A 23,321-nucleotide genomic window follows, 5' to 3' on the forward strand; every position below is an offset into this window, starting at 1 on the left:
GAGCAGACGCCATCAGGACGGCGTGTCTGCTCCTTTTTTTTGTTTGATTTTTTTAATGGGCTGATCCCAATCAATTTTGGTTTGAGGATAACGCTCAATAATGTTTTCCTCTAGTTTTTCAAAGTCTTCTAATGTAAATTCACTCAGCTTCTCAGGTGACTCCGTCCAAACGTAAATGGAGTGGACAAACAGAGGATGATCCTTAGAAGGAACATGCTTCTCCCCTTCAAACAAGACACCTTTATAGACGAAATTAAAGTTTTTGCGCGCATTTTGCTGTTCGTCCATAAAATAAAAGCCTTCTTTTAATTGTGCTTGTTTCAGCTTTCTTCTCGGATTTGAGAAGAATTTTACCGCCATGTAGAAGATGTAGACAAGCAGTGCAACAAGAGCTAGTCTCATGAGGATTACAAACATGACAGGATGCACCTCCAATACCGTTATCTGATGTACTACGAATGAAAACGCCAAAAGGTTTCAACTTTTTTTAAAAAAATATTTCGTAAAACGAAAAAATATTCGTAAAAAGATCGTATTGAACGAAAGAGGTTTTGTATAATAAGAATGCACCATGAAGATAAAGGAGGATAAATGGAATGACAAAGCTAGATCAAACATTAACTATGCTGAAAGACCTAACGGATGCAAAAGGGATCCCAGGAAATGAACGTGATGTCAAAAAAGTCATGCAGACATACATAGAATCATATGCAGATGAAGTCTCTACAGACCGCCTTGGCAGCTTGATCGCTAAAAAGGAAGGAAACGCAAACGGGCCTAAAATTATGCTCGCAGGTCACTTAGATGAAGTAGGGTTCATGGTGACAAAAATTGATGACAAAGGCTACATTCGTTTTCAAACAGTCGGCGGCTGGTGGTCACAGGTCATGCTCGCTCAGCGTGTCACCATTGTGACGAAAAAGGGAGAGATTACAGGGATCATTGGTTCTAAACCACCACACGTCTTGTCACCTGAAGCTCGCAAAAAGTCAATTGAGATTACGGATATGTTTATTGATATTGGGGCATCAAGCAAAGAACAGGCAATGGAGTGGGGTGTGCTGCCTGGAGATCAAATCGTTCCTTACTTTGAGTTTACAGTCATGAATGATGAAAAAATGCTCCTTGCAAAAGCATGGGACAACCGCATTGGATGTGCCGTGGCCATTGATGTCATGAAAAACTTACACAACGCTCAGCATGAGAATATTGCTTACAGCGTCGCAACTGTCCAAGAGGAAGTAGGCCTGCGCGGAGCCAAAACAGCAGCGGCTACAATTCAGCCTGATATTGGATTTGCCATTGATGTAGGTGTGGCAGGAGATACACCAGGCATCACTGAGAAAGAAGCAACAAGCAAACTTGGCAAAGGACCAACGATTGTTGTATTTGATGCTTCAATGGTCTCTCATAAAGGACTTCGTGATTTTGTTGTCCAAACAGCGGATGAGCTGAACATTCCTTATCAATATGACTCAATGCCTGGCGGCGGGACAGATGCTGGCGGTATTCATTTAACGGGTCATGGTGTTCCATCACTATCTATCGGAATTCCGAGCAGATATATTCATACCCATGCTGCAATGATTCACCGAGATGATTATGAAAATGCAGTGAAGCTTTTAACAGAAGTGATCAAAAGACTTGATCAAAAAACTGTCGAACAAATTACGTACGGTTCATAAGTAAGGAAGCCTTTCCTCAGCAGGGGAAAGGCTTTTTTTATTGAATTTCCCAGGAAATGAACGGTATTTTATTAAGATGCGCCAAAAGAACTGTTTTTGGTAAAAGAAGAGAATATTTCCTAGTGAATAAGGCACATGTGATCAAGCGTTTATTTTTGTAAGATGAAAGCAATAAAAAGGACAGAGCCATAGAATGCCCTGCCAAAAGAGAGTTTATGGAAGTAGGTGAAGCTACCTTAAGAATAAACATATTATTCTTATTTGTCAACTTGGTTTTAAAAGAAAGAAAAATCAATCAATTTATGTTATATTTGTAACAAATTGTTTATACAAAGGGGATGGTTAAATGAATGCGGTTACAATTGTAATAGGATCTATGTGTATTTTAGCGATTGCCTATCGTCTTTATGGCACATTTATGATGGTCAAGGTATTAAAGGTGACAGATGATCATCCTACACCGGCTCACCTACTAGAGGACGGGAAAGATTATGTGCCGACAAATAAATGGGTCACATTTGGGCATCACTTTGCTGCGATTGCAGCTGCTGGTCCGTTAGTGGGTCCGATTTTAGCCGCTCAATTTGGGTATTTGCCTGGTCTCCTTTGGCTTTTAATTGGTGCAGTCATAGGCGGAGCTGTACATGATCTAGTCGTCTTATTTGCGTCGATGCGTAAAAAGGGGAAATCATTATCAGAGGTAGCGAAGGAAGAGCTGGGACCTGTTGCAGGATTTTGTACAGGGCTTGCGATGCTGTTTATTATTACAATCACAATGGCAGGTTTGTCTATGGTTGTGCTTCATGCTTTAGAACGAAACCCTTGGGGGACATTTGCAGTTGGAATCACGATTCCGATTGCGATGGGGGTTGGTCTGTATTATAAAAAAACAGGCAATTTAAAGCTGGCGACATCTGCGGGATTTATTTTGCTGATGTTTGGTGTATTCCTTGGTCCAAATATTCAAGGAACGACACTAGGTGATTTTTTAACACTTGATACAAAAACGCTTGCTCTTGCCCTGCCGATCTATGCCTTTTTTGCTGCGGCTCTGCCAGTTTGGCTACTGCTTGCACCGAGGGACTATTTAAGTAGTTTTATGAAAATTGGTGTATTCATTGCGCTGATTGCCGGCATCTTTGTGGTGAATCCGTCCATTCAATTCCCGGCGTTTACAGAGTTTGTGAATGGAGGAGGACCTGTATTAGCTGGTCCTGTCTGGCCATTTATTTCGATTACCATTGCTTGCGGTGCCATTTCTGGTTTCCACGCATTTGTTGGTTCAGGGACAACACCTAAGATGCTGGACCGCTGGAGTGATATGAAGCCTGTTGCGTTTGGTGCAATGCTGGTCGAATGCTTAGTTGGGATTATGGCTTTAATTGCGGCTACGGCCCTGCATCCAGGAGATTATTTTGCGATAAACAGTACGCCAGAAGTGTTCCGGACACTCGGTATGAGCGTTGAAAACCTTCCGCAGCTGAGTAAGGAAATCGGCCTTGATTTAGAAGGAAGAACGGGTGGTGCCGTAACATTAGCGGTAGGGATGGCGTATATCTTTACGGGAATTCCGTTCTTTAGTCATTTGGCTTCTTACTTCTTCCAGTTTGTCATTATGTTTGAGGCTGTTTTTATTTTAACCGCTATTGATGCGGGGACACGTGTGGCACGCTATTTGATTCAAGACTTCTTAGGTGAAGCATATAAACCGCTTAAACGAACTGACTGGGTACCGGGTTCGGTGTTTGCAAGTGCTCTTGCTTGTTTTATGTGGGGATACTTACTTTACTCAGGTGACATCGGGTCTATTTGGGCGCTGTTTGGGGTTTCAAACCAGTTAATGGCTTCGGTTGGGTTGATCATCGGGGCAACGGTTGTATTAAAAATTGCAGATAAAAGACGTTATATGCTGACTTGTTTAATTCCGCTTGCTTACTTATATGTGACGGTAAATTATGCAGGCTATTGGATGGTAGCGAATGTATATCTCAATCCTGAAGCATCCGGCTATAGTGTGCTGAATGCGGTGCTTTCGATCATCATGCTGATCTTAGGGTTTGTGATTATTGTGTTTGCGATTAAAAAATGGGTTGAAATCTGGCGTGATCCAGCGCTTCGAATGGAAACGCCTATCACTGGCTAAATGAAAAAGGCCGGCTTGCTTTTATAAGCAAACCGGCTTCTTTTATTGCTGCTGCTGAGGCTTTAAGCCTTGCTCTAGTGTTTCAAGGATCTCATTTTTTTCGTTTTCTGATGCTTCTTGCCATAGCACCTCAAACAACACGCCAAGACCTGGCAGCATTTTTTCCTCGCCGCTTTGAATAGCATCTAAAATCGTATGTTCAAGCTGTTCTTGATTATGGCCAGTAATGTTTTGAATGACTGCGCCTCTTAAATTAAATTCCATTGCCCACACTCCTTTTTTGATGGTAATAGCCCTATTCTGTCTCAAAGACAGGTTTATTATGTAGTGTGCATGAGATATAATAAATTCATGATAATTAAAGGAGTTAACGTCGCTTGAAATATATAGAATCAGCTAAAAACACAAACATTAAACAGTGGAAAAAGCTCCATACGAAAAAAGAAAGAACGAAAACGGGGCTGTTTCTCGTTGAGGGAATACACTTAGTCGAAGAAGCATTAAAGAGCGGGATCGTGAAGGAATTAATGGTCACTTCGCCCGATATGCTTCCTCCTCATATCCAGCCTGACATTGAGCTTTATGAACTGAGCGAAGAGGCCTTTTCTGCCATGACAGAAACAGAAACGCCTCAGCACATTGCCGCTGTCTGTACAGTTCCTGTTTTTGAAGAAAAGAAGGTTGAACGGCTTCTTTTATTAGACGCAGTGCAGGATCCGGGGAATTTAGGCACACTCATTCGAACAGCAGATGCGGCTGGTCTTGATGCTGTGATCTTAGGAGAAGGAACAGTTGATGCGTTTAACGGAAAAACGCTCCGTTCCGCACAAGGGTCTCATTTCCACCTGCCTATCTTAAAGCAATCCCTTCAACAGGCAATCATGGAACTGAAAGAACGAGGCTTACCTGTATACGGCAGTGCCTTAAAAGATGCGAAAGAGTATAAAAGCGTAACGGCAGAAGGCCCATTTGCATTAATTGTTGGAAATGAAGGAGCTGGTATTGATCCAGAGATTCTGCAAATGACAGACCAAAATTTATATGTACCAATGTATGGGCAGGCAGAATCATTAAATGTAGCTGTTGCAGCAGCTGTTCTTGTCTATCATTTGCGTGGATAATGTTGCAACATGCGTTCATTTTCACTATAATAAAACTAATATTTTAAAAACCATGATAGAGGAAGATTGTTTCAAGAAGCGGCCTTATAGGGAGAATGCATCGTAGACTGAAAGTGCATTTAAGGAATGCTGAAACAGGAATTCACCTCTGGAGTTGTCACCGGGACCGCAGGCGTTGCTTTGCGTAAAGGTGAACCGGATTCGTTTGATTCCGTTATGTCAATGAAGCTTATTCGCACATGCATTTGTGCTTAACAAGGGTGGTACCGCGACCACAACTCGTCCCTTCTTTTATGGAGGGACGGGTTTTTTTATTGTCTTCAAACGATCAAACAGCCGTTTATCCGAGCGGTTTTGTATATCAAAAGGAGGATTACACTCATGCAAGAAACGTTAAAACAGCTTGAAACAGAGGCGATAGCGAAGGTTGAAGCAGCTAGCTCGCTCAAAGAGGTCAATGACATTCGGGTTCAATATTTAGGGAAAAAAGGACCGATTACAGAAGTACTTCGCGGAATGGGCAAGCTCTCCGCGGAAGAAAGACCAAAAATGGGTGCACTCGCAAACGAAGTAAGAGAGCAGATTGCTGGTGCCATTGCTGAAAAAAATGAACAGCTGGAAGCAGAAGAAGTAAAGAAAAAACTTGCTTCTCAAACGATCGATGTTACTTTGCCGGCAAGTCCAATCAAAATAGGGGCAAGACATCCATTAACGATAGTTGTCGAAGACATTGAAGATTTATTTATCGGAATGGGCTATACCGTTGAGGAAGGTCCTGAAGTGGAAACGGATTACTATAACTTTGAAGCATTGAATCTTCCAAAGGAGCATCCAGCACGTGATATGCAGGACAGCTTCTATATTACGGAAGATACACTGATGAGAACACAAACATCACCAGTTCAAGCACGTACACTTGAGAAATATAAAGGACAAGGTCCTGTGAAGATCATCTGTCCTGGGAAAGTATATAGACGTGACAGTGATGATGCGACTCATTCACATCAATTTATGCAAATTGAAGGGCTTGTCGTCGATCACAATATTAGCATGAGTGATCTAAAAGGAACGCTGGAGACAGTCGCAAGAAAAATGTTTGGAGAAGATCGTGAAATTAGACTGCGTCCAAGCTTTTTCCCATTCACAGAACCGTCTGTTGAAGTCGATGTGTCTTGCTTTAAATGCGGCGGGAAGGGCTGCTCTGTATGTAAAGGAACAGGCTGGATCGAGATTTTAGGTGCAGGAATGGTTCATCCGAATGTCCTGAAAATGAGCGGATTTGATCCAGAAACTTACCAAGGCTTTGCTTTTGGAATGGGTGTGGAACGGATTGCGATGCTGAAATACGGCATTGATGATATTCGCCATTTCTACACAAATGACATTAGATTCACAAAGCAATTCAAGCAGGACTAAGAGGAGGAAATCAACATGTTTGTTTCATATAAATGGTTAGAAGACTATGTCGATTTAGAAGGCATGAAGCCGGATGAATTAGCAGAAAAAATCACAAGAAGCGGAATTGAAGTGGAAGCCGTTGAATATAAAGGTGAAGGCATCAAAGGGGTTGTCGTTGGACACGTCATTGAACGTGAACAGCATCCGAATGCGGATAAATTAAACAAATGTCTTGTTGATATCGGCGAAGACGCACCGGTGCAAATTATTTGCGGGGCTCCGAATGTGGAGAAAGGACAGCATGTGGCCGTCGCAACAGTTGGTGCAGTCCTTCCTGGCAACTTTAAAATTAAAAAAGCAAAACTGCGCGGTGAAGAGTCTCATGGCATGATTTGTTCTCTGCAAGAATTAGGCGTAGAAAGCAAGCTCGTACCAAAAGAATATGCAGAAGGCATCTTTGTCTTCCCGAATGACGTGAAACCAGGGGATGATGCCCTTCAAGCACTTCAATTAGATGATGCAGTACTTGAGCTTGGCTTAACACCAAACCGTGCCGATGCCCTGAATATGCTAGGTGTCGCTTATGAGGTTGCGGCCATTTTAGGAAGAGACATCAAGCTTCCTGATACAGCACATGACACTTCTTCCGAAAAAGCAGCAGACTATATTTCTGTTAAAATTGAGGATCAAGAAGCGAATCCACTTTATGCAGCAAAGATCATTAAAAATGTAAAGGTTGGACCAGCACCGCTTTGGATGCAAACAATATTGATGAATGCAGGCATTCGTCCAATTAACAACGTCGTGGATATTACAAATTTTGTACTGCTTGAATACGGCCAGCCGCTTCATGCCTTTGATTATGAACGATTTGGTTCAAAACAAGTGGTCGTTCGTAAAGCGACTGATAGTGAAATCATTCAAACACTCGATGAACAAGAGCGGACATTGTCATCAAAGCATCTTGTCATCACGAATGGAACGAAAGCGCACGCGGTAGCAGGCGTCATGGGCGGCTTTGAATCAGAGGTGCGTGATGAGACGACGACGATTCTTTTAGAAGCGGCATATTTCAACGGTCAAACAGTCCGTCAAGCATCTAGAGACTTAGGACTTCGCAGTGAATCAAGCACACGATTTGAAAAAGGACTCGATCCTCAGCGTACGAAGCCGGCAGCAGAAAGAGCAGCTCAATTGATCAGCATGTATGCAGGCGGTGAAGTGCTAAGCGGTACAGTTGAGGAAAATCATCTTGAAGCAAGTATGAATGTCATCCACGTATCAACTGAGCGTGTGAACAAGGTGCTTGGAATGAACATTTCAAAAGAAGATATGATTCAGATTTTCAACAAACTAGGCTTCACAGTGGGCGAATCAAATGATGTTCTTGTCGTAACAGTTCCTTCCCGCAGAATGGATATTACGATTGAAGAAGACCTCATTGAAGAAGTCGCAAGATTATACGGCTACGATAATATTCCATCTACACTGCCAGCGACAGCTGGCACGGTTGGCGGTCTCACGCCATACCAAGTGAAGCGCAGAAAGGTAAGACGTTTCTTAGAGGGCGCAGGACTTTCTCAAGCGATTACGTATTCATTGACGAATCAGCATAAGTCCACAGCTTTTGCCCTGCATCCAGCTTATGAAACGAGGCTTTCTCTGCCAATGAGTGAGGAACGCAGTGTGCTGAGACAAAGTCTTTTGCCAAACTTACTTGATTCTGTAGCATATAACTTGGCAAGACAAGCTGATTCATTTGGATTTTATGAAACGGGATCTGTTTTCTTAGCAGAAGCTGAAGGAGCAAAACCAGTGGAAAAAGAACATGTCGCTGGTGCGCTGACAGGCTTATGGCATAAAAATCTTTGGCAGGGCGAGAAAAAAGCCGTCGATTTTTATGTAGCGAAAGGAATTGCTGAAGGGTTGTTCGAGAAGCTTGGTGTGTCAGACCAAATCACATATGTTCAAGCAGAGCGTGAGGGCCTTCACCCAGGGCGAACAGCAGATGTTCACTTAAATGGTAAAGTCATTGGCTTTGTTGCTGCACTGCATCCAGTCGTTGAAAAAGAATTAGATTTAAAAGAAACGTATGTGTTCGAGTTTGATTTAACAGATGTGATGACATCTGAAACGAAGGATATGAAATATACAGCGATTCCGAGATTCCCTGCTGTGACAAGAGATATCGCACTTGTTGTCGATCAGCATATCTCAAGCGGACAGCTGGAGCGAGTCATCTATGAAGCAGGCGGTCATCTACTCACAGACCTCTCTGTATTTGATGTGTACGAAGGGGAACATATGGAAGAAGGCAAAAAATCTGTTGCATTCTCTCTTCAATATTTAAACCCTGAACAAACGTTGACCGAGGAAGAAGTGACGGCTGTTCATACAAAAGTTTTGAAAGCACTAGAAGATACGTATCAAGCCGTCTTACGCGGATAAAGAAAAAAGCTAAGGCCTCATGGGCCCTAGCTTTTTTTATAGCATTTTTTTCGCTTTTAGTGTGTTGGCAAAATGCAGCTTTGTAAATTGACGTAAAGCATCTTCACCATGCAGCTTGATGAGCTTGGCGGCGGCCTTGTCTACATGAGGGCCGGCTCCTTTTGGGATGTCAAAGCCTGCAGCCTTTGATAATTTGTCCATTTCAATTAGAAAGGCGTACCTTGCGATAATGGAAGCCGCAGCGACTGACAAATGGATGCCTTCTGCTTTTGTACTAAAATACGTCCGCTCCCGAATGATTTTTTTCCCAGCCAGATGCCTGAAATAAATGCCTGGTTCTGCAAATTGGTCAATCAAAATAGCCTCAGGCTGCTGCCCGCCCAGTTTTTCTAGCACAGAGGTAATGACTTGATTATGAAGCAGTGCCTTCATTTTCCCTTGACTCATGCCCTTTTCCTGCATCGTATTGTACTTTTCATTTCGGAGAACGAGAAGGCTGAACGGAATGGTTTTGATGAGATCTTTGGCAATGTTGATAATTTGCGGGTCCTTTAATCCTTTTGAGTCTTTTACGCCAAGCTCTTTCATTAAAGCAAGCTGGCTGGCATCAACATAAGCCGCACAGACTGTAATCGGTCCAAAATAATCACCTGTCCCTACTTCATCTGAACCGATGACCGACATGGAAGCGATGCCGGGCGGCGGACTGTATTTTGTAACAGCAGGTGCTTTTTGACTTTTCGTATCAGCTGCTTGCAAGTGGCTGAACTGACTGGCTTCAGCTTCAGCCTTTTGTCCTTGAAAGAGCACTTTCCCAGATCGATAGGCTGTAATCGTACAGCCAGGGACTTTTGCTTGAAAAAGGGCACCTGGTGGCAAAGTGTCTGTTAAATGGTGCGCATACGCGCTCTTCATCTTTTTGAGGTCTTCTGATGTTGCTTTTAAAACGGATTGGGGCACAGTGGATAACTCCTTTTTACCTTGATATCATTGATTTCTAAAGTGTACCATAACAGGGAAGGGCTCGTCTTTCCATTCAATGTCTAAACATGTTATGATAGAGACTAGGATTCTCGTGGAATGGAGGAGAAACGTTGTCTGACGGCGGTAAAACGAAAACAACAGTTGAGATTTACGGACAGTCCTATACGATCATCGGACAAGAAACGAAGATGCATATGCGACATGTTGCGTCAATTGTTGATGATAAAATGAGAGAAATAAATGAAAAAAATCCATACCTTGATATAAACAAATTAGCTGTACTGACAGCAGTCAATGTCGTCCACGACTACTTGAAATTAAAAGAGCAATACGAAAAATTAGAGATTCAGCTAAAAGAAAAGGAATGAAATTACCGTGATCGATATCATCATTTTGTTTTTGCTTCTTATGGGAACGCTTGTCGGTCTAAAACGCGGGTTTATTCTTCAATTTATTAAATTGATCAGCTTTGTTGTTTCTATCTTAGTGGCTTCCATGTTTTATCAGTCACTTGCACCACAGCTTACGTGGATTCCGGCACCTAATTTTAGCGGCGGTCAACCGCAACTCGCTTTCTTTAGTGGGAATCTAGAAACAGCTTATTATAATACCATTGCGTTTATCATTCTGTTTATCTTGACCAAAATCCTGCTCGCCATCATTGGCGGATTGCTCACAACCATTGCAAGTATACCTGTGATTAAACAGGTGAACAAACTGCTTGGCGGTGTTTTAGGATTTCTTGAAACCTATTTATTTGTGTTTATTCTATTGTTTGTCGCTGCATTACTACCAGTAGATGCACTGCAGACAATGATGAGCAAATCAATGTTAGCAGATGTGATCGTAAACAACACCCCTTACCTGTCCGGTCTTGTCAAAGACCTATGGTCGACGTATGGAGTTTAAAAACTTCTCCTTTCCTGGAGAAGTTTTTTCTCATTCCATGACAGAAAGTTGTAGGATGAAGGGAAAGTTTGTATATTTATATAGGAAGATGCCAAAGCGGCTGGAGGATGAGAGATGAATAAAAAAGATATTATCAAACTTCTTGAAACAATTGCAGTATATATGGAACTTAAAGGAGATAATCCTTTTAAAATTTCTGCCTTTCGTAAAGCAGCAGCGGCACTGGAACAAGACGACCGCAGCCTTTCGCAAATAGATGATCTATTAGCATTACCCGGCATTGGAAAAGGAACCTTTGCTGTGATCACAGAGTATATCGAAAAAGGACAATCAGAAACACTCGAACAATTAAAAAAGGAAGTTCCTGAAGGACTTGTCCCGCTCTTAAAGTTGCAAGGACTTGGCGGGAAGAAGATTGCTAAGCTTTACCAAGAGCTTGGTGTCCATGATGCACAGTCGTTAAAGGAAGCATGCGAAGCGGAAAAAGTACAAGCGCTTGCAGGCTTCGGTAAAAAAACCGAAGAAAAGATTCTCGCTGCTCTTGAGGAGGCTGGGAAACAGCCAGAACGACTGCCAATTGGCTTTGCATTAGATGTGGCAGAGCGGATTGATCATGCGCTTGAACAGATGAAGGGGATTCTTCGTTTTTCAAGAGCTGGCAGTCTAAGACGTGCACGGGAAACCGTCAAAGATTTAGATTATATCATCGCGACTGACAGTCCTGAACAAGTCAGAGAGCAGCTCGTTGCACTTGAAGATGTCAAAGACGTCATCGCAAGCGGTGATACGAAGGTATCTGTCATTCTTGCCCTTGATTTTGAGATCAGTGTAGATTTCCGGCTTGTGACAACAGACCAATTTGCAACAACGCTGCATCATTTCACTGGCTCAAAAGATCACAATATTCGAATGCGTCAGCTGGCGAAGGAACGTGGTGAGCGTATTAGTGAATATGGTGTGGAAACAATTGAAACTGGAGAAGTCAAAACGTTTGAAGATGAGGCCGCTTTTTATGCGCATTTTCAACTTCCGCTCATTCCGCCAGAAATTCGTGAAACCGGAGCGGAGATTGATACGTATAAAGAAAGTATGCAATTTGTCGAGCTAAAAGATATTAAAGGCGACCTTCATATGCACTCGACTTGGAGTGATGGCGCATTTTCTATTCGTGAAATGGCAGAGGCATGTATCGCAAAAGGCTATGAATACATGGCGATTACAGATCACTCGCAATATTTAAAAGTAGCAAACGGTTTAACAAAAGAACGTTTACGTCTGCAAGCAAAAGAAATTGACAAGCTCAATCAAGAATTCGAGCATTTTCACATTTTCAAAGGGGTCGAAATGGATATTCTCCCGGATGGATCATTAGATTATGATGATGACTTTTTAGCAGACATGGATTTTGTGATTGCGTCTATCCATTCTAGCTTTTCTCAGCCGGAGGAAGTCATCATGGAGCGCCTTGAAAATGCCCTGCGGAATCAGCATGTAGATTTAATTGCACATCCAACAGGCCGTTTGATCGGCAGACGAGACGGCTATGCCTTAAATATAGATCAGCTCATAGAGCTTGCGAAGAAAACGGGAACTGCACTAGAGCTCAACAGCAACCCGTCAAGACTTGATTTGAAAACAGAGCATTTAATGAAAGCAAACGAAGTAGGTGTGAACATCATGATCAATACAGATGCACACAATATCGCCATGCTGGATCATATGGAAGTTGGTGTAACAGCTGCAAGAAAAGGCTGGACACCAAAAGCAAATGTCGTGAATACTTTTTCTCTAAACGAGATCAAAAAGTTTTTAACGCGTGACAGGTAGTCGTTAGGAGGCTGGACCATGCTGCAACAAAAAGTGTTAGCATCATTAGAATTTCATAAAGTAAAAGAAAAAGTCATGTCCTATACCGCATCCTCATTAGGAAAAGAAAGAGCGCAGGACTTAACGCCGCTGACGGATATCGAAACCATTCAGCATTTGCTGGAAGAGGTAGCAGAAGCACAAGATATCATCCGCTTAAAGGGATCTGCGCCGTTTGGTGGGCTGACGGATATTAGACGCGGGGTCAAACGGGCAGAAATCGGCAGTACATTAAGCCCATCTGAGCTCATGGAAATTGCAGCGCTATTATACACTGCGAAAAATATGAAGCACTTTCTCACGTCTCTGTATGAAGATGGTGTAGATATACCGCGCCTTCATACATATGCAGAGACGCTGATATTACTGCCTGAAGTCAGAAAAGAAATCGAAAGCTGTATCGGTGATAATGGAGAAGTGCTTGATCATGCAACTCCGGCGCTACGAACAATACGTACGCAATTACGTTCATTAGAATCAAAAGTTCGAGATAAATTAGAATCCATGATTCGTTCACAATCTGCTTCAAAAATGCTGTCAGACACGATTGTTACCATTCGTAATGACCGGTTCGTGATTCCAGTAAAGCAGGAGTACCGTTCGAATTACGGCGGAATTGTTCACGATCAGTCATCATCTGGGGCAACCCTTTTTATCGAGCCGCAAGTGGTCGTGGATTTAAATAACACTTTGCAGCAAACCCGTTTAAAAGAAAAACAAGAGGTCGAAAAGATCCTGCAAATGCTGACAGCGAGTGTGTCAGAACACATTGAAGAACTGCTTCACAATGTAAAGGAGCTTCAAACGCTAGATTTTATTTTTGCTAAAGCCAAATATGCAAAGGCAGAAAAAGCCACAAAGCCTGCTGTGAACGATCAAGGGGAAATTTATTTAAAACGGGCAAGACATCCTCTATTGCCTCGTGATCAGGTTGTGGCAAACGACATTGAGCTCGGTAAAGATTTTTCAACCATCGTCATTACTGGACCAAATACAGGGGGTAAGACTGTTACTTTAAAAACGCTTGGTCTTTTGACGCTGATGACGCAGGCAGGCCTTCATATTCCAGTTGAAGAAGGCTCGGAAGTAGCTGTATTCGACCAAGTCTTTGCTGATATTGGAGATGAACAGTCCATTGAGCAAAGCTTGAGTACGTTCTCATCTCATATGGTCAATATTGTGGATATCTTAAAGAATTTGACATCTAACTCACTCGTATTATTTGATGAATTAGGGGCAGGAACAGACCCTGCTGAAGGTGCCGCGCTGGCCATGAGTATCTTAGATGAGGTGCATCAAACAAATGCACGCGTCATCGCAACGACTCACTATCCTGAGCTGAAGGCTTACGGATATAACCGAGAAGGTGTCACAAATGCGAGCGTGGAGTTCGACATTGAAACCTTATCACCAACGTACCGATTGCTCATCGGTGTGCCCGGACGAAGTAATGCATTTGAAATTTCTAAACGTCTTGGTTTGCCAGATCACCTCATTGACCGGGCAAAAGCGGATATGCATGCCGAGCATAATGAAGTAGACCAAATGATTGCTTCATTAGAAGACAGCAAGAAACAAGCGGAAGAAGAGCTGCATGAGACAGAAGTCTATAGAAAAGAAGCAGAAAAGCTTCATAAAGAATTGCAGAGACAAATTCTTGAATGGAATGAGCAAAAGGACAAACTGCTTGAAGAAGCTGAACAAAAAGCGGCAGAAAAAATTGAACAAGCCTCAAAAGAAGCAGAAGACATCATTCAAGAGCTCAGGTCGATAAAAAATGAGCATCGCTCATTCAAAGAGCATGAACTCATTGATGCGAGAAAGCGTCTTGAAGAAGCAGTGCCTGAGTTTGACCGGAAGAAAAAGCCAGCGCCGGTGAAAAAAGCAGCAAGACAGCTAAAATCAGGCGACGAAGTGAAAGTGCTCACCTTCGGGCAAAAAGGAACACTGCTTGAACAAACAGGTGACAAAGAATGGAGTGTCCAAATGGGCATTCTGAAAATGAAAGTAAAAGAAAAAGACATGGAATTTATCAAATCAGCACCAGAATTTAAGCAGGAGAAAGCCATTACGGCAGTCAAAGGAAAAGACTATCATGTATCGCTTGAGCTTGACTTAAGAGGAGAGCGTTATGAAAATGCCTTAAGTAGAGTCGAGAAATATTTAGATGATGCTGTCTTAGCCGGTTATCCCCGTGTGTCGATCATTCACGGAAAAGGAACTGGCGCCCTTAGAAAAGGGGTTCAGGAATTACTGAAACAGCACCGAAGTGTGAAAAATGCTCGTTTTGGGGAACAAGGCGAGGGAGGATCAGGCGTTACCATCGTCGAATTAAAGTAAAAAGGAGAAAACGCATGAAAGCCTTTTGGGAAAATGAACTTGTGGAAATTGCCGCCTATTACAGCGTGGCCGTTCTATGTCTTGTCTTATTTCTAACCATTTTTGAACTCGTCACCTCCTATAAAAACTGGGAAGAGATTCAGCGTGGGAACTTAGCTGTTGCCATGGCAACAGGCGGAAAGATCTTTGGGATTGCGAATGTGTTTCAGCATTCTATTGCACAGCACAATTCCCTTCTGCAAATGATTGGATGGGGCGTATACGGCTTTGTGATGCTGCTTGTCAGCTATTTCATTTTTGAATTTTTAACACCACGATTTAAAGTAGACAAAGAGATTGAGAATGATAATAGAGCGGTCGGGTTTATTTCACTCATTATTTCAGTTGGGCTGTCTTACGTAGTAGCAGCCGGCATTTAAGGAGACGACATGGAAAAGCTAGCAAAAGTTTTAATCATAGTTGCCTGCACTTTTGCGGTCATTGGTGCCGTTTACATGTTCCTGTGAAATGAAAAAGACAAAGTGAGAAAGCTGTCAGGGGTCCCTTGGCAGCTTTTATCTCACCCGAAGGCGGCGAATCACATGAAGCAAATTCTGCAAAAAGACGAAATCATAAAGCGCATTGATACATGTCTCCAAATGACATCCCTGCCAAGAGACATATATGAACCGTATATTGCACGCCCATTTCAAACGACTGGATTTTTTGATGATTTGAGCCCTTATGTTCAAATCGATCCGAGCGGCTATATCCTCATTCAATATGAACGAGGAATCCAAATGCTGCATAAAAGAACAAAAGAAGCGGATGAAGTCATTTACTGGATTTTAGAAGACACGATCTTTCTCACAGTCTACATCGACATGATGAGGCAGTATCAAGTCGACAACATCCAGACGCATTTACCTAATGATCCGAGTATCCATCAACAGATCGTGGAGAGAGTAAATGAGTCATTCCGTGCAATCGGTGGATTATATGAACAGTGGCATCATGAAGGAAAAAGAGCATCGATCGAAACACCAGCGAAGAAATAAAGAGGTCATGGAACCAAGCTCTATTTGAAAAAAGCAAACTGCCTTAAGGAAAAGTTTGCTATAATAAAATAGTACGAAAGTTCAGGAAGGAGGGTTTTTATGCAGTCAGATAAACGTTGGCTTCTGCATTACCCGAATCAAATTCCCCACGAACTCACCATCCCAAATGAGACGTTACAATCTTACTTATTCAGCTCCGCAGAGGCTGCACCTGAGCATACAGCCATTCATTTTCTAGGAAAAAACATCACCTATGAACAGCTCCAAGAAGATGCATTGAAACTAGCTGGTCACCTGATGGAAATTGGCGTGAAAAAAGGCGATAGAGTAGCGATCATGCTGCCAAACTGTCCTCAATCGGTCATTTCTTATTATGCTGTTTTAATTGCAGGCGGCATCGTCGTTCAAACGAACCCGCTTTATACGGAGAAAGAACTGGCATATCAAATGGAGGACAGCGGCTCTAAAGTGCTGATTACATTGGATTTATTGTATCCAAAGGCCTATAAAATGAAAGCGCTGACAAGTATGGAACACTTGATCATCACCAAACTACAGGATTATTTACCATTTCCAAAAAACATTCTGTTTCCTATCGTCCAAAAAAGAAAAAATAAAATGGTCATCCAAGTCGAGAAAAGTGATAGCATTCATCACTTCTCACAAATCATGAAAGAATCATCAGGAGAACAAATCCCGCAGCTTGCCATTGAACCGAAAGAGGATGTCGCTGTTTTGCAATATACAGGTGGAACGACCGGTTTACCAAAAGGGGTCATGCTTACGCATGAAAACATTTTAGCGAATACTGAAATGTGCGCTTCTTGGATGTATAAAACGACAAGAGGAAAAGAACGAATCCTCGGCATTATTCCGTTTTTTCATGTATACGGAATGACGACCGTATTAAATCTTGCTGTCAAAGAAGGGCATTCAATGATTCTCCTTCCTCGATTTGACGCAGCTGATACCCTCAAAACGATTGAAAAACAGAAACCGACACTCTTTCCAGGTGCACCAACCATGTATATCGCCTTGCTGCATCATCCGAACATTGAAAAGTATGACCTGTCGTCCATCACTGCATGTTTAAGCGGCTCGGCGGCTCTTCCTGTTGAAGTCAAACAGAACTTCGAAAAATTAACAGGAGGGCGTTTAGTAGAGGGATATGGTCTTTCCGAAACCTCACCAGTGACCCATTCTAACTTTTTATGGGGAGCGAATAAAACAGGCAGCATTGGCTGTCCATGGCCTGGTACAGACGCAGGTATTTATTGCGAGGAAACGGGTGGCTTCAAAGAGCCATATGAGCACGGAGAAATTATCGTCCAAGGACCGCAGATTATGAAAGGATACTGGAATCAGCCAGAGGAGACAGCAGCTGTATTAAGGGATGGATGGTTTTTCACCGGAGATATTGGGTATATGGATGAAGACGGTTTTTTCTATATCGTTGATCGGAAAAAGGATGTCATTATTGCGAGCGGTTATAATATTTACCCAAGAGAGGTCGAAGAAGCCCTTTATGAGCATGAGCTTGTACAAGAAGTTGTTGTCGCAGGTATACCAGACCCTTATAGAGGAGAAACAGTAAAAGCATTTGTTGTACCGAAAAAGGATGCTTATTTAACAGAGGATGAACTCGATCGCTTTGTGAGAACGAGAATTGCTTCATTTAAAGTACCGCGCGTGTATGAATTTAAAGAGTCACTGCCTAAAACGGCCGTCGGAAAAATTTTGCGCAGAGTTTTAATTGAAGAAGAAAAAAGAAAGCATGCTTCATCTGAAACACCTATTGATCAATTAAAGAAATAACGACCTTTATCATCCGGTCGAGCGAGCGGCCGGATGATTTGAATGATGACAGTCTGCTCTGGTATGATAAAGGTTGAAAAGAAAGAAGAAGATCTCTTGACAAATCACCCGTTTCTTTTTAACATAAAGTTATGAATGAATGCTCATTCAATTTAGAAAGGGACGAAGCACATTGAAGCAGAAAAGACCGAAGTACATGCAAATTATTGATGCAGCAGTTGTGGTGATTGCAGAGAATGGCTATCATCAATCACAAGTTTCAAAGATTGCGAAACAAGCAGGGGTCGCAGACGGAACCATTTATCTTTATTTCAAAAACAAAGAGGATATTCTCATCTCATTGTTCAAAGAAAAAATGGGACAATTCATCGAACGGATGGAAACAGATATTCAAAAGAAGCCGTCTGCCAAAGAAAAGCTACTACTGTTGATTGAGGAGCATTTTCGCATGCTGGCGCAAAATCATCATTTGGCTCTTGTGACACAGCTTGAACTCAGGCAGTCAAACCTTGAGCTGCGGCAAAAAATCAATGAAGTGCTAAAAGGGTATTTAAATATGCTCGAGTCAATTTTAACAGAAGGAAAGAAAACAGGAGAATTCAGACAAAATTTAGATGTCCGCTTAGCGAGACAAATGGTATTTGGGACGATTGATGAAACCGCAACAACATGGGTCATGAATGATCAAAAGTATGATCTGCCTGCACTCGCAGAAAATGTACATGATCTGCTGTTAAACGGAATACATCAATCCTAAAGACAATGTGAAAAAGGATGATTGACATGGAAAAGATACTCAGCTTACATCATGAAGGACAGACAGCGCTCATCACGATTCAGAACCCACCTGCAAATGCCTTATCCTCTCAGCTGCTCACAGAGCTTAATGACATGTTCGATGAGCTAGAACAGAATGAAGAAGTAAGAGCGATTGTGATTCACGGAGAAGGCAGATTCTTCTCAGCAGGTGCTGATATTAAAGAATTTACCACTTTACAGGAAGAGTCTGATTATGCAAGCCTCGCAGATAGAGGACAGCAAGTTTTTGAACGGATTGAACAATGTCCAAAACCAGTCATTGCCTCGATTCACGGGGCAGCATTAGGCGGAGGCCTTGAGCTTGCCATGTCTTGTGATATCCGAATCGCAACAAAAGATGCGAAGCTTGGACTTCCAGAACTAAACCTCGGCATTATTCCAGGATTCGGCGGCACGCAGCGCCTCCCGCGCTACGTTGGTTCTGCTAAAGCGCTTGAAATGATGGGAACAGCTGAACCGATTACAGGTGAAGAAGCATTTGCCTGCGGACTTGTTACAAAGCTGGCAGAAACAGAGGAAGAAGCGCTCGAAGCGGCTAAAACACTTGCGGGGAAATTTGCAGCGAAAAGCCCAAAATCACTTGAATATGTGCTTGATTTATTGAACGCAACAAAATTGTATTCATATGACGGCGGAATGAAGCTGGAAGCCAAAAAGTTTGGTGAGGTTTTCCAATCAAATGACGCCAAAGAAGGCATCCAGGCCTTTATCGAAAAGCGCAAACCGAACTTTAAAGGGGAATAAGGGATAAGTACGACACAAGGGGGAGAAATAAATGAATATATTTGTTTTGATGAAGCGTACGTTTGACACGGAAGAGAAAATTTCTATTCAGTCTGGTGCAATTCAAGAAGATGGAGCAGAGTTCATTATTAATCCTTATGACGAGTATGCCATTGAAGAAGCCATTCAGCTTCGCGATGAGCACGGGGGAGAAGTGACCGTTGTGACAGTAGGCGGTGAGGATGCGGAGAAACAGCTGAGAACAGCGCTTGCAATGGGCTGTGACAGGGCCGTCTTATTAAACGTGGAAGATGACTTAGAAGAGTGGGACCAATATTCAGCTTCTACCATTCTTTATCACTATTTAAAAGACAAAGAGGCTTCCTTGATCTTAGCAGGGAATGTAGCAATTGACGGCGGCTCTGGACAGGTAGCCCCGCGTCTTGCTGAATTACTCGGCTTTTCATATGTGACAACGATAACAAGCATTCAAATTGATGGCGGCTCTGCGTCGATTGAACGAGATGTAGAGGGTGATGTGGAAGTCATTTCTACCGAACTACCGCTAGTCGTCACAGCTCAGCAAGGACTCAATGAGCCTCGCTATCCATCATTACCAGGCATTATGAAGGCAAAGAAAAAGCCTTTAGAAGAATTGGAACTTGATGATTTAGATTTGGACGAAGACGATGTACCATATAAAATCAAAACAATTGAACGTTTCTTACCGGAGAAAAAAGAGGGTGGCAAGGTGCTGAGCGGCGAGCTTCAGGATCAAGTCAAAGAACTGACAGATCTACTCAGAAATGAAGCAAAAGTCATCTAAACATCCACTTTACGATATCACGAGAACAAGGGGGAGCTTGAAGATGAGTAAAAAAGTTGTTGTACTTGGAGAAAGTCGTGACGGTAAATTAAGAAATGTGACATTTGAAGCCATTGCTGCCGCTCACAAAGTGGCAGATGGCGGTGAGGTCATTGGCGTGTTAATAGGGGATGACGTCAAAGGCCTAGCGGATGAACTGCTTTACTATGGAGCGAATCATGTGATGATTGTGGAGCATCCACACCTTTCATATTATACGTCAGATGGTTTTGCGCAGGCGCTTCAAGCCATATTAGATCAGGTTGATCCCGATGCTGTGCTATTTGGCCATACATCGATCGGAAAAGACTTGTCGCCGAAAATAGCCGCACGTCTCCAAACTGGCTTGATTTCAGATGCGATCGATGTAAGCGTTACCGGCGAACATCTTGTTTTCACTAGACCAATTTACTCTGGAAAAGCCTTTGAAAAAGTCATTTCGACAGACCGTCTGCTTCTAGCAACCATCCGGCCAAACAATGTGGCACCACTTGAACGGGATGCGTCACGAAGCGGAGAAGTTACACCGGTTTCTGTCGATATTCAGAACCTTCGGACGATCGTGAAGGAAGTCATTAAAAAAACGTCAGAGGGTGTAGATTTATCTGAAGCAAAGGTCATTGTTGCTGGAGGGCGCGGAGTTAAGAGCAAGGAAGGCTTTGAACCGCTGAATGAACTCGCTGAGACGCTCGGGGCAGCAGTCGGAGCCTCGCGCGGAGCCTGTGACGCTGACTACTGTGATTATGCCCTGCAAATTGGTCAAACGGGAAAAGTCGTCACACCTGATCTTTATATTGCATGCGGAATATCAGGAGCGATTCAGCATTTAGCGGGAATGTCTAACAGTAAAGTCATTGTGGCAATCAACAAAGACCCAGAAGCGGAAATCTTCAAAATCGCCGATTACGGAATCGTTGGGGACTTGTTTGAGGTGGTACCGCTTTTGAATGAAGAGTTAAAAAAGATGAATATCCACTCGTAACGCTCATACACTCAGAATGCCTAGGTATTCTGGGTTTTTTTGTATGTGATCAAGAAGAAAAGGAGCGGTTGACAAGTGAAGGGGACAGTAAAAGTCAATGACGTGATCGGACGCATTTCTAAACACATTTATGGGCACTTTCAGGAGCATTTAGGGAGAGGGATTTATGACGGGATTTGGGTAGGAAAAGACTCAGAGATTGATCATATTGAAGGGATTCGTACCGATGTGCTGAAGGCTCTTCAAGCATTACATATTCCGGTGCTGAGGTGGCCGGGGGGCTGCTTCGCAGACGAGTATCACTGGGCAAATGGTGTAGGTGATTTGAGTGAACGAAAGCCGATGGTAAACACCCATTGGGGTGGTACGGTTGAATCCAATGCATTTGGTACGCATGAATTTATGGCATTATGTGAGCTGCTTGAATGTGAGCCATACATTTGCGGCAATGTGGGAAGCGGGTCTGTTCAAGAATTAGCCGATTGGGTCGAATACATGACATTTCCAAAAGGGACACCTATGTCAGACTGGCGCATTAAAAACGGAAAACAAGAACCTTGGAAGTTGACCTATGTTGGTGTAGGCAATGAAAGCTGGGGCTGCGGCGGGAATATGACGCCTGAATACTATGCAGATTTATATAAACGCTATCAAACGTACGTAAGAGAGTTTGCAGGGCAGCGTATTTACAAAATCGCCTGCGGCGCGAACTCTAATGATGTGAATTGGACGAAAGTATTGATGGAGCGGGCTGCAACGTGGATGGATGGGCTCAGTTTACATTATTACACCGTACCTGGTACATGGGAGAAGAAAGGATCAGCGACTGAATTCGATGAGGATGAATGGTTTATCACGCTGCAAAAGGCCTATGAGATGGAACGGCTTGTCAAAGACCATGGAGAAATCATGGATCGTTATGACCCAGACAAGCGAATCGGGATGATTATTGATGAATGGGGGACATGGTATGATCCAGAGCCAGGGACAAATCCTGGGTTTTTGTACCAGCAAAACACATTAAGAGACGCCCTTGTGTCTGCCCTCCATTTTCATATTTTTCATCGCCATTGCGAGCGGATTCACATGGCAAATATCGCTCAGACGGTCAATGTGCTGCAAGCGATGGTACTAACAAAGGACGAAAAGATGCTTCTGACGCCTACGTATCATGTATTTCACATGTTTCAAGTGCATCAAGAGGAAGAAGCGCTTGAAGTGGAGTTCGTTTCACCGCCGTATGAACGAAGAGGTGAAAAAATTCCTCAGGTCAGTGTGTCAGCCTCGCGTTCATCAGATAAGATGCATATCAGCTACTGTCATCTGAATCCGCATGAACAAAGAGAGATATCCCTTGCCATTGAAGGGATTGATGAACAAACGAAAGTCACTGGACGTGTGCTGACGGCTGATCGCATGAATGCGCATAATACATTCGATGATCCTCATTCTGTTCAGCCAAAAGACTTTCAGCAAATGACTGTAAAGCCCGGCGAATTAACGGTAGAGCTGCCGCCAATGTCAGTGGTCATGATAACTATAGACCTCACTTAATTGCATATTTCGATGTTTGATGAGAAGAATGTTGGGGCATCATACATTGTAAATGAAGCGGAAAGGGTGTCATGTCATATGCTTAGAACCATTCTAATGATCATCGGTGCGATTGTTGTTATTGGTGCGATTATACGGTTTGTTTTTTAATTCATTTCCTAAAAAATGATTCGTAAGCATTTCATTCGCAAGTCACATTGGTAGATGCTATACTAAAAAGCATAATTTACATTGGAGGAATGAATAATGGCAATCGTAAAAGCTACTGACGCAACATTTTCACAAGAAACTGCAGAGGGTGTTGTTCTTGCAGACTTTTGGGCACCATGGTGTGGACCTTGTAAAATGATTGCTCCAGTTCTTGAAGAACTTGATCAAGAAATGGGCGACAAAATGAAAATTGTAAAAATTGATGTAGACGATAACCAAGAAACTGCTGGTAAATACGGCGTTATGAGTATCCCAACACTTCTTGTTTTAAAAGACGGTGAAGTTGTAGAAACTTCTGTTGGTTTCAAACCAAAAGAAGCACTTGCTGAACTTGTCAACAAACATCTATAAACCGATCTATGTCCAAGCGGCATAATCATTGAAGCGGTTCTCGTAAAGACGAGAGCCGCTTTTCTTTCAAC

Annotated in this window: 21 protein-coding genes; 18 read left to right on the plus strand and 3 right to left on the minus strand. The window is 42.8% G+C overall.

Annotation, left to right across the window (positions count from 1 at the left end; translation table 11 throughout):
* Nucleotides 1-12: 12 nt before the first annotated feature.
* Entirely contained in the window at nt 13-417 is a 405-nt protein-coding gene (locus QSJ46_RS13595) for a hypothetical protein (protein WP_024426127.1), read from the minus strand.
* A gap of 179 nt (nt 418-596) precedes the next feature.
* Between QSJ46_RS13595 and QSJ46_RS13600 the strand changes: the two genes are divergently transcribed.
* Nucleotides 597-1,685, plus strand: a complete 1,089-nt coding sequence (locus QSJ46_RS13600; protein ID WP_047202643.1) for a M42 family metallopeptidase — start codon at nt 597-599, stop codon at nt 1,683-1,685.
* Nucleotides 1,686-2,031: 346 nt separating this feature from the next.
* Nucleotides 2,032-3,828, plus strand: a complete 1,797-nt coding sequence (gene cstA / locus QSJ46_RS13605; protein WP_285604847.1) for a carbon starvation protein CstA — start codon at nt 2,032-2,034, stop codon at nt 3,826-3,828.
* A 42-nt stretch (nt 3,829-3,870) separates the two neighbouring features.
* Here the strand turns inward: cstA and sspI are convergent, their stop codons facing one another.
* The gene (gene sspI, locus QSJ46_RS13610; protein ID WP_285604848.1) at nt 3,871-4,092 is read right to left on the minus strand and encodes a small acid-soluble spore protein SspI; all 222 of its coding nucleotides are present in this window, start codon (nt 4,090-4,092) and stop codon (nt 3,871-3,873) included.
* A gap of 113 nt (nt 4,093-4,205) precedes the next feature.
* On the opposite strand from sspI, the gene QSJ46_RS13615 reads away from it, so the two are divergent.
* From QSJ46_RS13615 to pheT, 3 genes are all read left to right on the plus strand, one after another.
* Nucleotides 4,206-4,949 (plus strand): TrmH family RNA methyltransferase, encoded by a 744-nt coding sequence (locus QSJ46_RS13615; protein WP_039180522.1) that lies wholly within the window; start codon nt 4,206-4,208, stop codon nt 4,947-4,949.
* Between the two features lie 381 nt (nt 4,950-5,330).
* Nucleotides 5,331-6,365, plus strand: a complete 1,035-nt coding sequence (gene pheS, locus QSJ46_RS13620; RefSeq protein WP_047202641.1) for a phenylalanine--tRNA ligase subunit alpha — start codon at nt 5,331-5,333, stop codon at nt 6,363-6,365.
* Between the two features lie 15 nt (nt 6,366-6,380).
* Nucleotides 6,381-8,795 (plus strand): phenylalanine--tRNA ligase subunit beta, encoded by a 2,415-nt coding sequence (gene pheT / locus QSJ46_RS13625; protein ID WP_285604849.1) that lies wholly within the window; start codon nt 6,381-6,383, stop codon nt 8,793-8,795.
* 36 nt (nt 8,796-8,831) lie between these two features.
* Here pheT and rnhC read toward each other — a convergent pair whose 3' ends face one another.
* On the minus strand, nt 8,832-9,755 hold the full coding sequence (gene rnhC / locus QSJ46_RS13630; protein ID WP_285604850.1) for a ribonuclease HIII: 924 nt from the start codon (nt 9,753-9,755) through the stop codon (nt 8,832-8,834).
* 134 nt (nt 9,756-9,889) lie between these two features.
* On the opposite strand from rnhC, the gene zapA reads away from it, so the two are divergent.
* The 13 genes from zapA (at nt 9,890) to trxA (ending at nt 23,250) form a co-directional block, all read left to right on the plus strand.
* The gene (zapA, locus tag QSJ46_RS13635) at nt 9,890-10,147 is read left to right on the plus strand and encodes a cell division protein ZapA (protein WP_012010831.1); all 258 of its coding nucleotides are present in this window, start codon (nt 9,890-9,892) and stop codon (nt 10,145-10,147) included.
* 7 nt (nt 10,148-10,154) lie between these two features.
* On the plus strand, nt 10,155-10,688 hold the full coding sequence (locus QSJ46_RS13640) for a CvpA family protein (RefSeq protein ID WP_024423226.1): 534 nt from the start codon (nt 10,155-10,157) through the stop codon (nt 10,686-10,688).
* A gap of 114 nt (nt 10,689-10,802) precedes the next feature.
* Nucleotides 10,803-12,515: a DNA polymerase/3'-5' exonuclease PolX gene (gene polX, locus QSJ46_RS13645; protein ID WP_285604851.1), complete on the plus strand. Its 1,713-nt coding sequence runs from the start codon at nt 10,803-10,805 to the stop codon at nt 12,513-12,515.
* 21 nt (nt 12,516-12,536) lie between these two features.
* On the plus strand, nt 12,537-14,894 hold the full coding sequence (locus QSJ46_RS13650; RefSeq protein WP_107163495.1) for an endonuclease MutS2: 2,358 nt from the start codon (nt 12,537-12,539) through the stop codon (nt 14,892-14,894).
* A gap of 14 nt (nt 14,895-14,908) precedes the next feature.
* A complete protein-coding gene (locus tag QSJ46_RS13655; protein ID WP_008345990.1) occupies nt 14,909-15,313 on the plus strand; it encodes a DUF350 domain-containing protein in 405 nt (134 codons plus the stop codon).
* Between the two features lie 162 nt (nt 15,314-15,475).
* The gene (locus QSJ46_RS13660; protein WP_039180505.1) at nt 15,476-15,931 is read left to right on the plus strand and encodes an immunity 63 family protein; all 456 of its coding nucleotides are present in this window, start codon (nt 15,476-15,478) and stop codon (nt 15,929-15,931) included.
* A gap of 99 nt (nt 15,932-16,030) precedes the next feature.
* The gene (locus QSJ46_RS13665) at nt 16,031-17,746 is read left to right on the plus strand and encodes an AMP-binding protein (RefSeq protein WP_285604852.1); all 1,716 of its coding nucleotides are present in this window, start codon (nt 16,031-16,033) and stop codon (nt 17,744-17,746) included.
* A 172-nt stretch (nt 17,747-17,918) separates the two neighbouring features.
* The gene (locus QSJ46_RS13670) at nt 17,919-18,503 is read left to right on the plus strand and encodes a fatty acid metabolism transcriptional regulator FadR (RefSeq protein ID WP_024423221.1); all 585 of its coding nucleotides are present in this window, start codon (nt 17,919-17,921) and stop codon (nt 18,501-18,503) included.
* 26 nt (nt 18,504-18,529) lie between these two features.
* On the plus strand, nt 18,530-19,309 hold the full coding sequence (locus tag QSJ46_RS13675) for an enoyl-CoA hydratase (RefSeq protein WP_039180497.1): 780 nt from the start codon (nt 18,530-18,532) through the stop codon (nt 19,307-19,309).
* A gap of 31 nt (nt 19,310-19,340) precedes the next feature.
* Nucleotides 19,341-20,114 carry an electron transfer flavoprotein subunit beta/FixA family protein gene (locus QSJ46_RS13680; protein WP_039180495.1) on the plus strand — a complete coding sequence of 258 codons (774 nt, stop codon included), beginning with the start codon at nt 19,341-19,343 and terminating at the stop codon, nt 20,112-20,114.
* 43 nt (nt 20,115-20,157) lie between these two features.
* Complete coding sequence (locus tag QSJ46_RS13685) at nt 20,158-21,135, plus strand: electron transfer flavoprotein subunit alpha/FixB family protein (protein ID WP_285604853.1); 978 nt, start codon at nt 20,158-20,160, stop codon at nt 21,133-21,135.
* Between the two features lie 75 nt (nt 21,136-21,210).
* Nucleotides 21,211-22,689 carry an alpha-N-arabinofuranosidase gene (locus QSJ46_RS13690; RefSeq protein ID WP_285604854.1) on the plus strand — a complete coding sequence of 493 codons (1,479 nt, stop codon included), beginning with the start codon at nt 21,211-21,213 and terminating at the stop codon, nt 22,687-22,689.
* 246 nt (nt 22,690-22,935) lie between these two features.
* On the plus strand, nt 22,936-23,250 hold the full coding sequence (gene trxA, locus QSJ46_RS13695; RefSeq protein WP_007501629.1) for a thioredoxin: 315 nt from the start codon (nt 22,936-22,938) through the stop codon (nt 23,248-23,250).
* The last annotated feature ends 71 nt before the right edge of the window (nt 23,251-23,321 follow it).

Origin of the sequence: Bacillus sp. YKCMOAS1 (genome assembly GCF_030268125.1) — a bacterium.
Taxonomy (GTDB): Bacteria; Bacillota; Bacilli; order Bacillales; family Bacillaceae; genus Bacillus; species Bacillus safensis.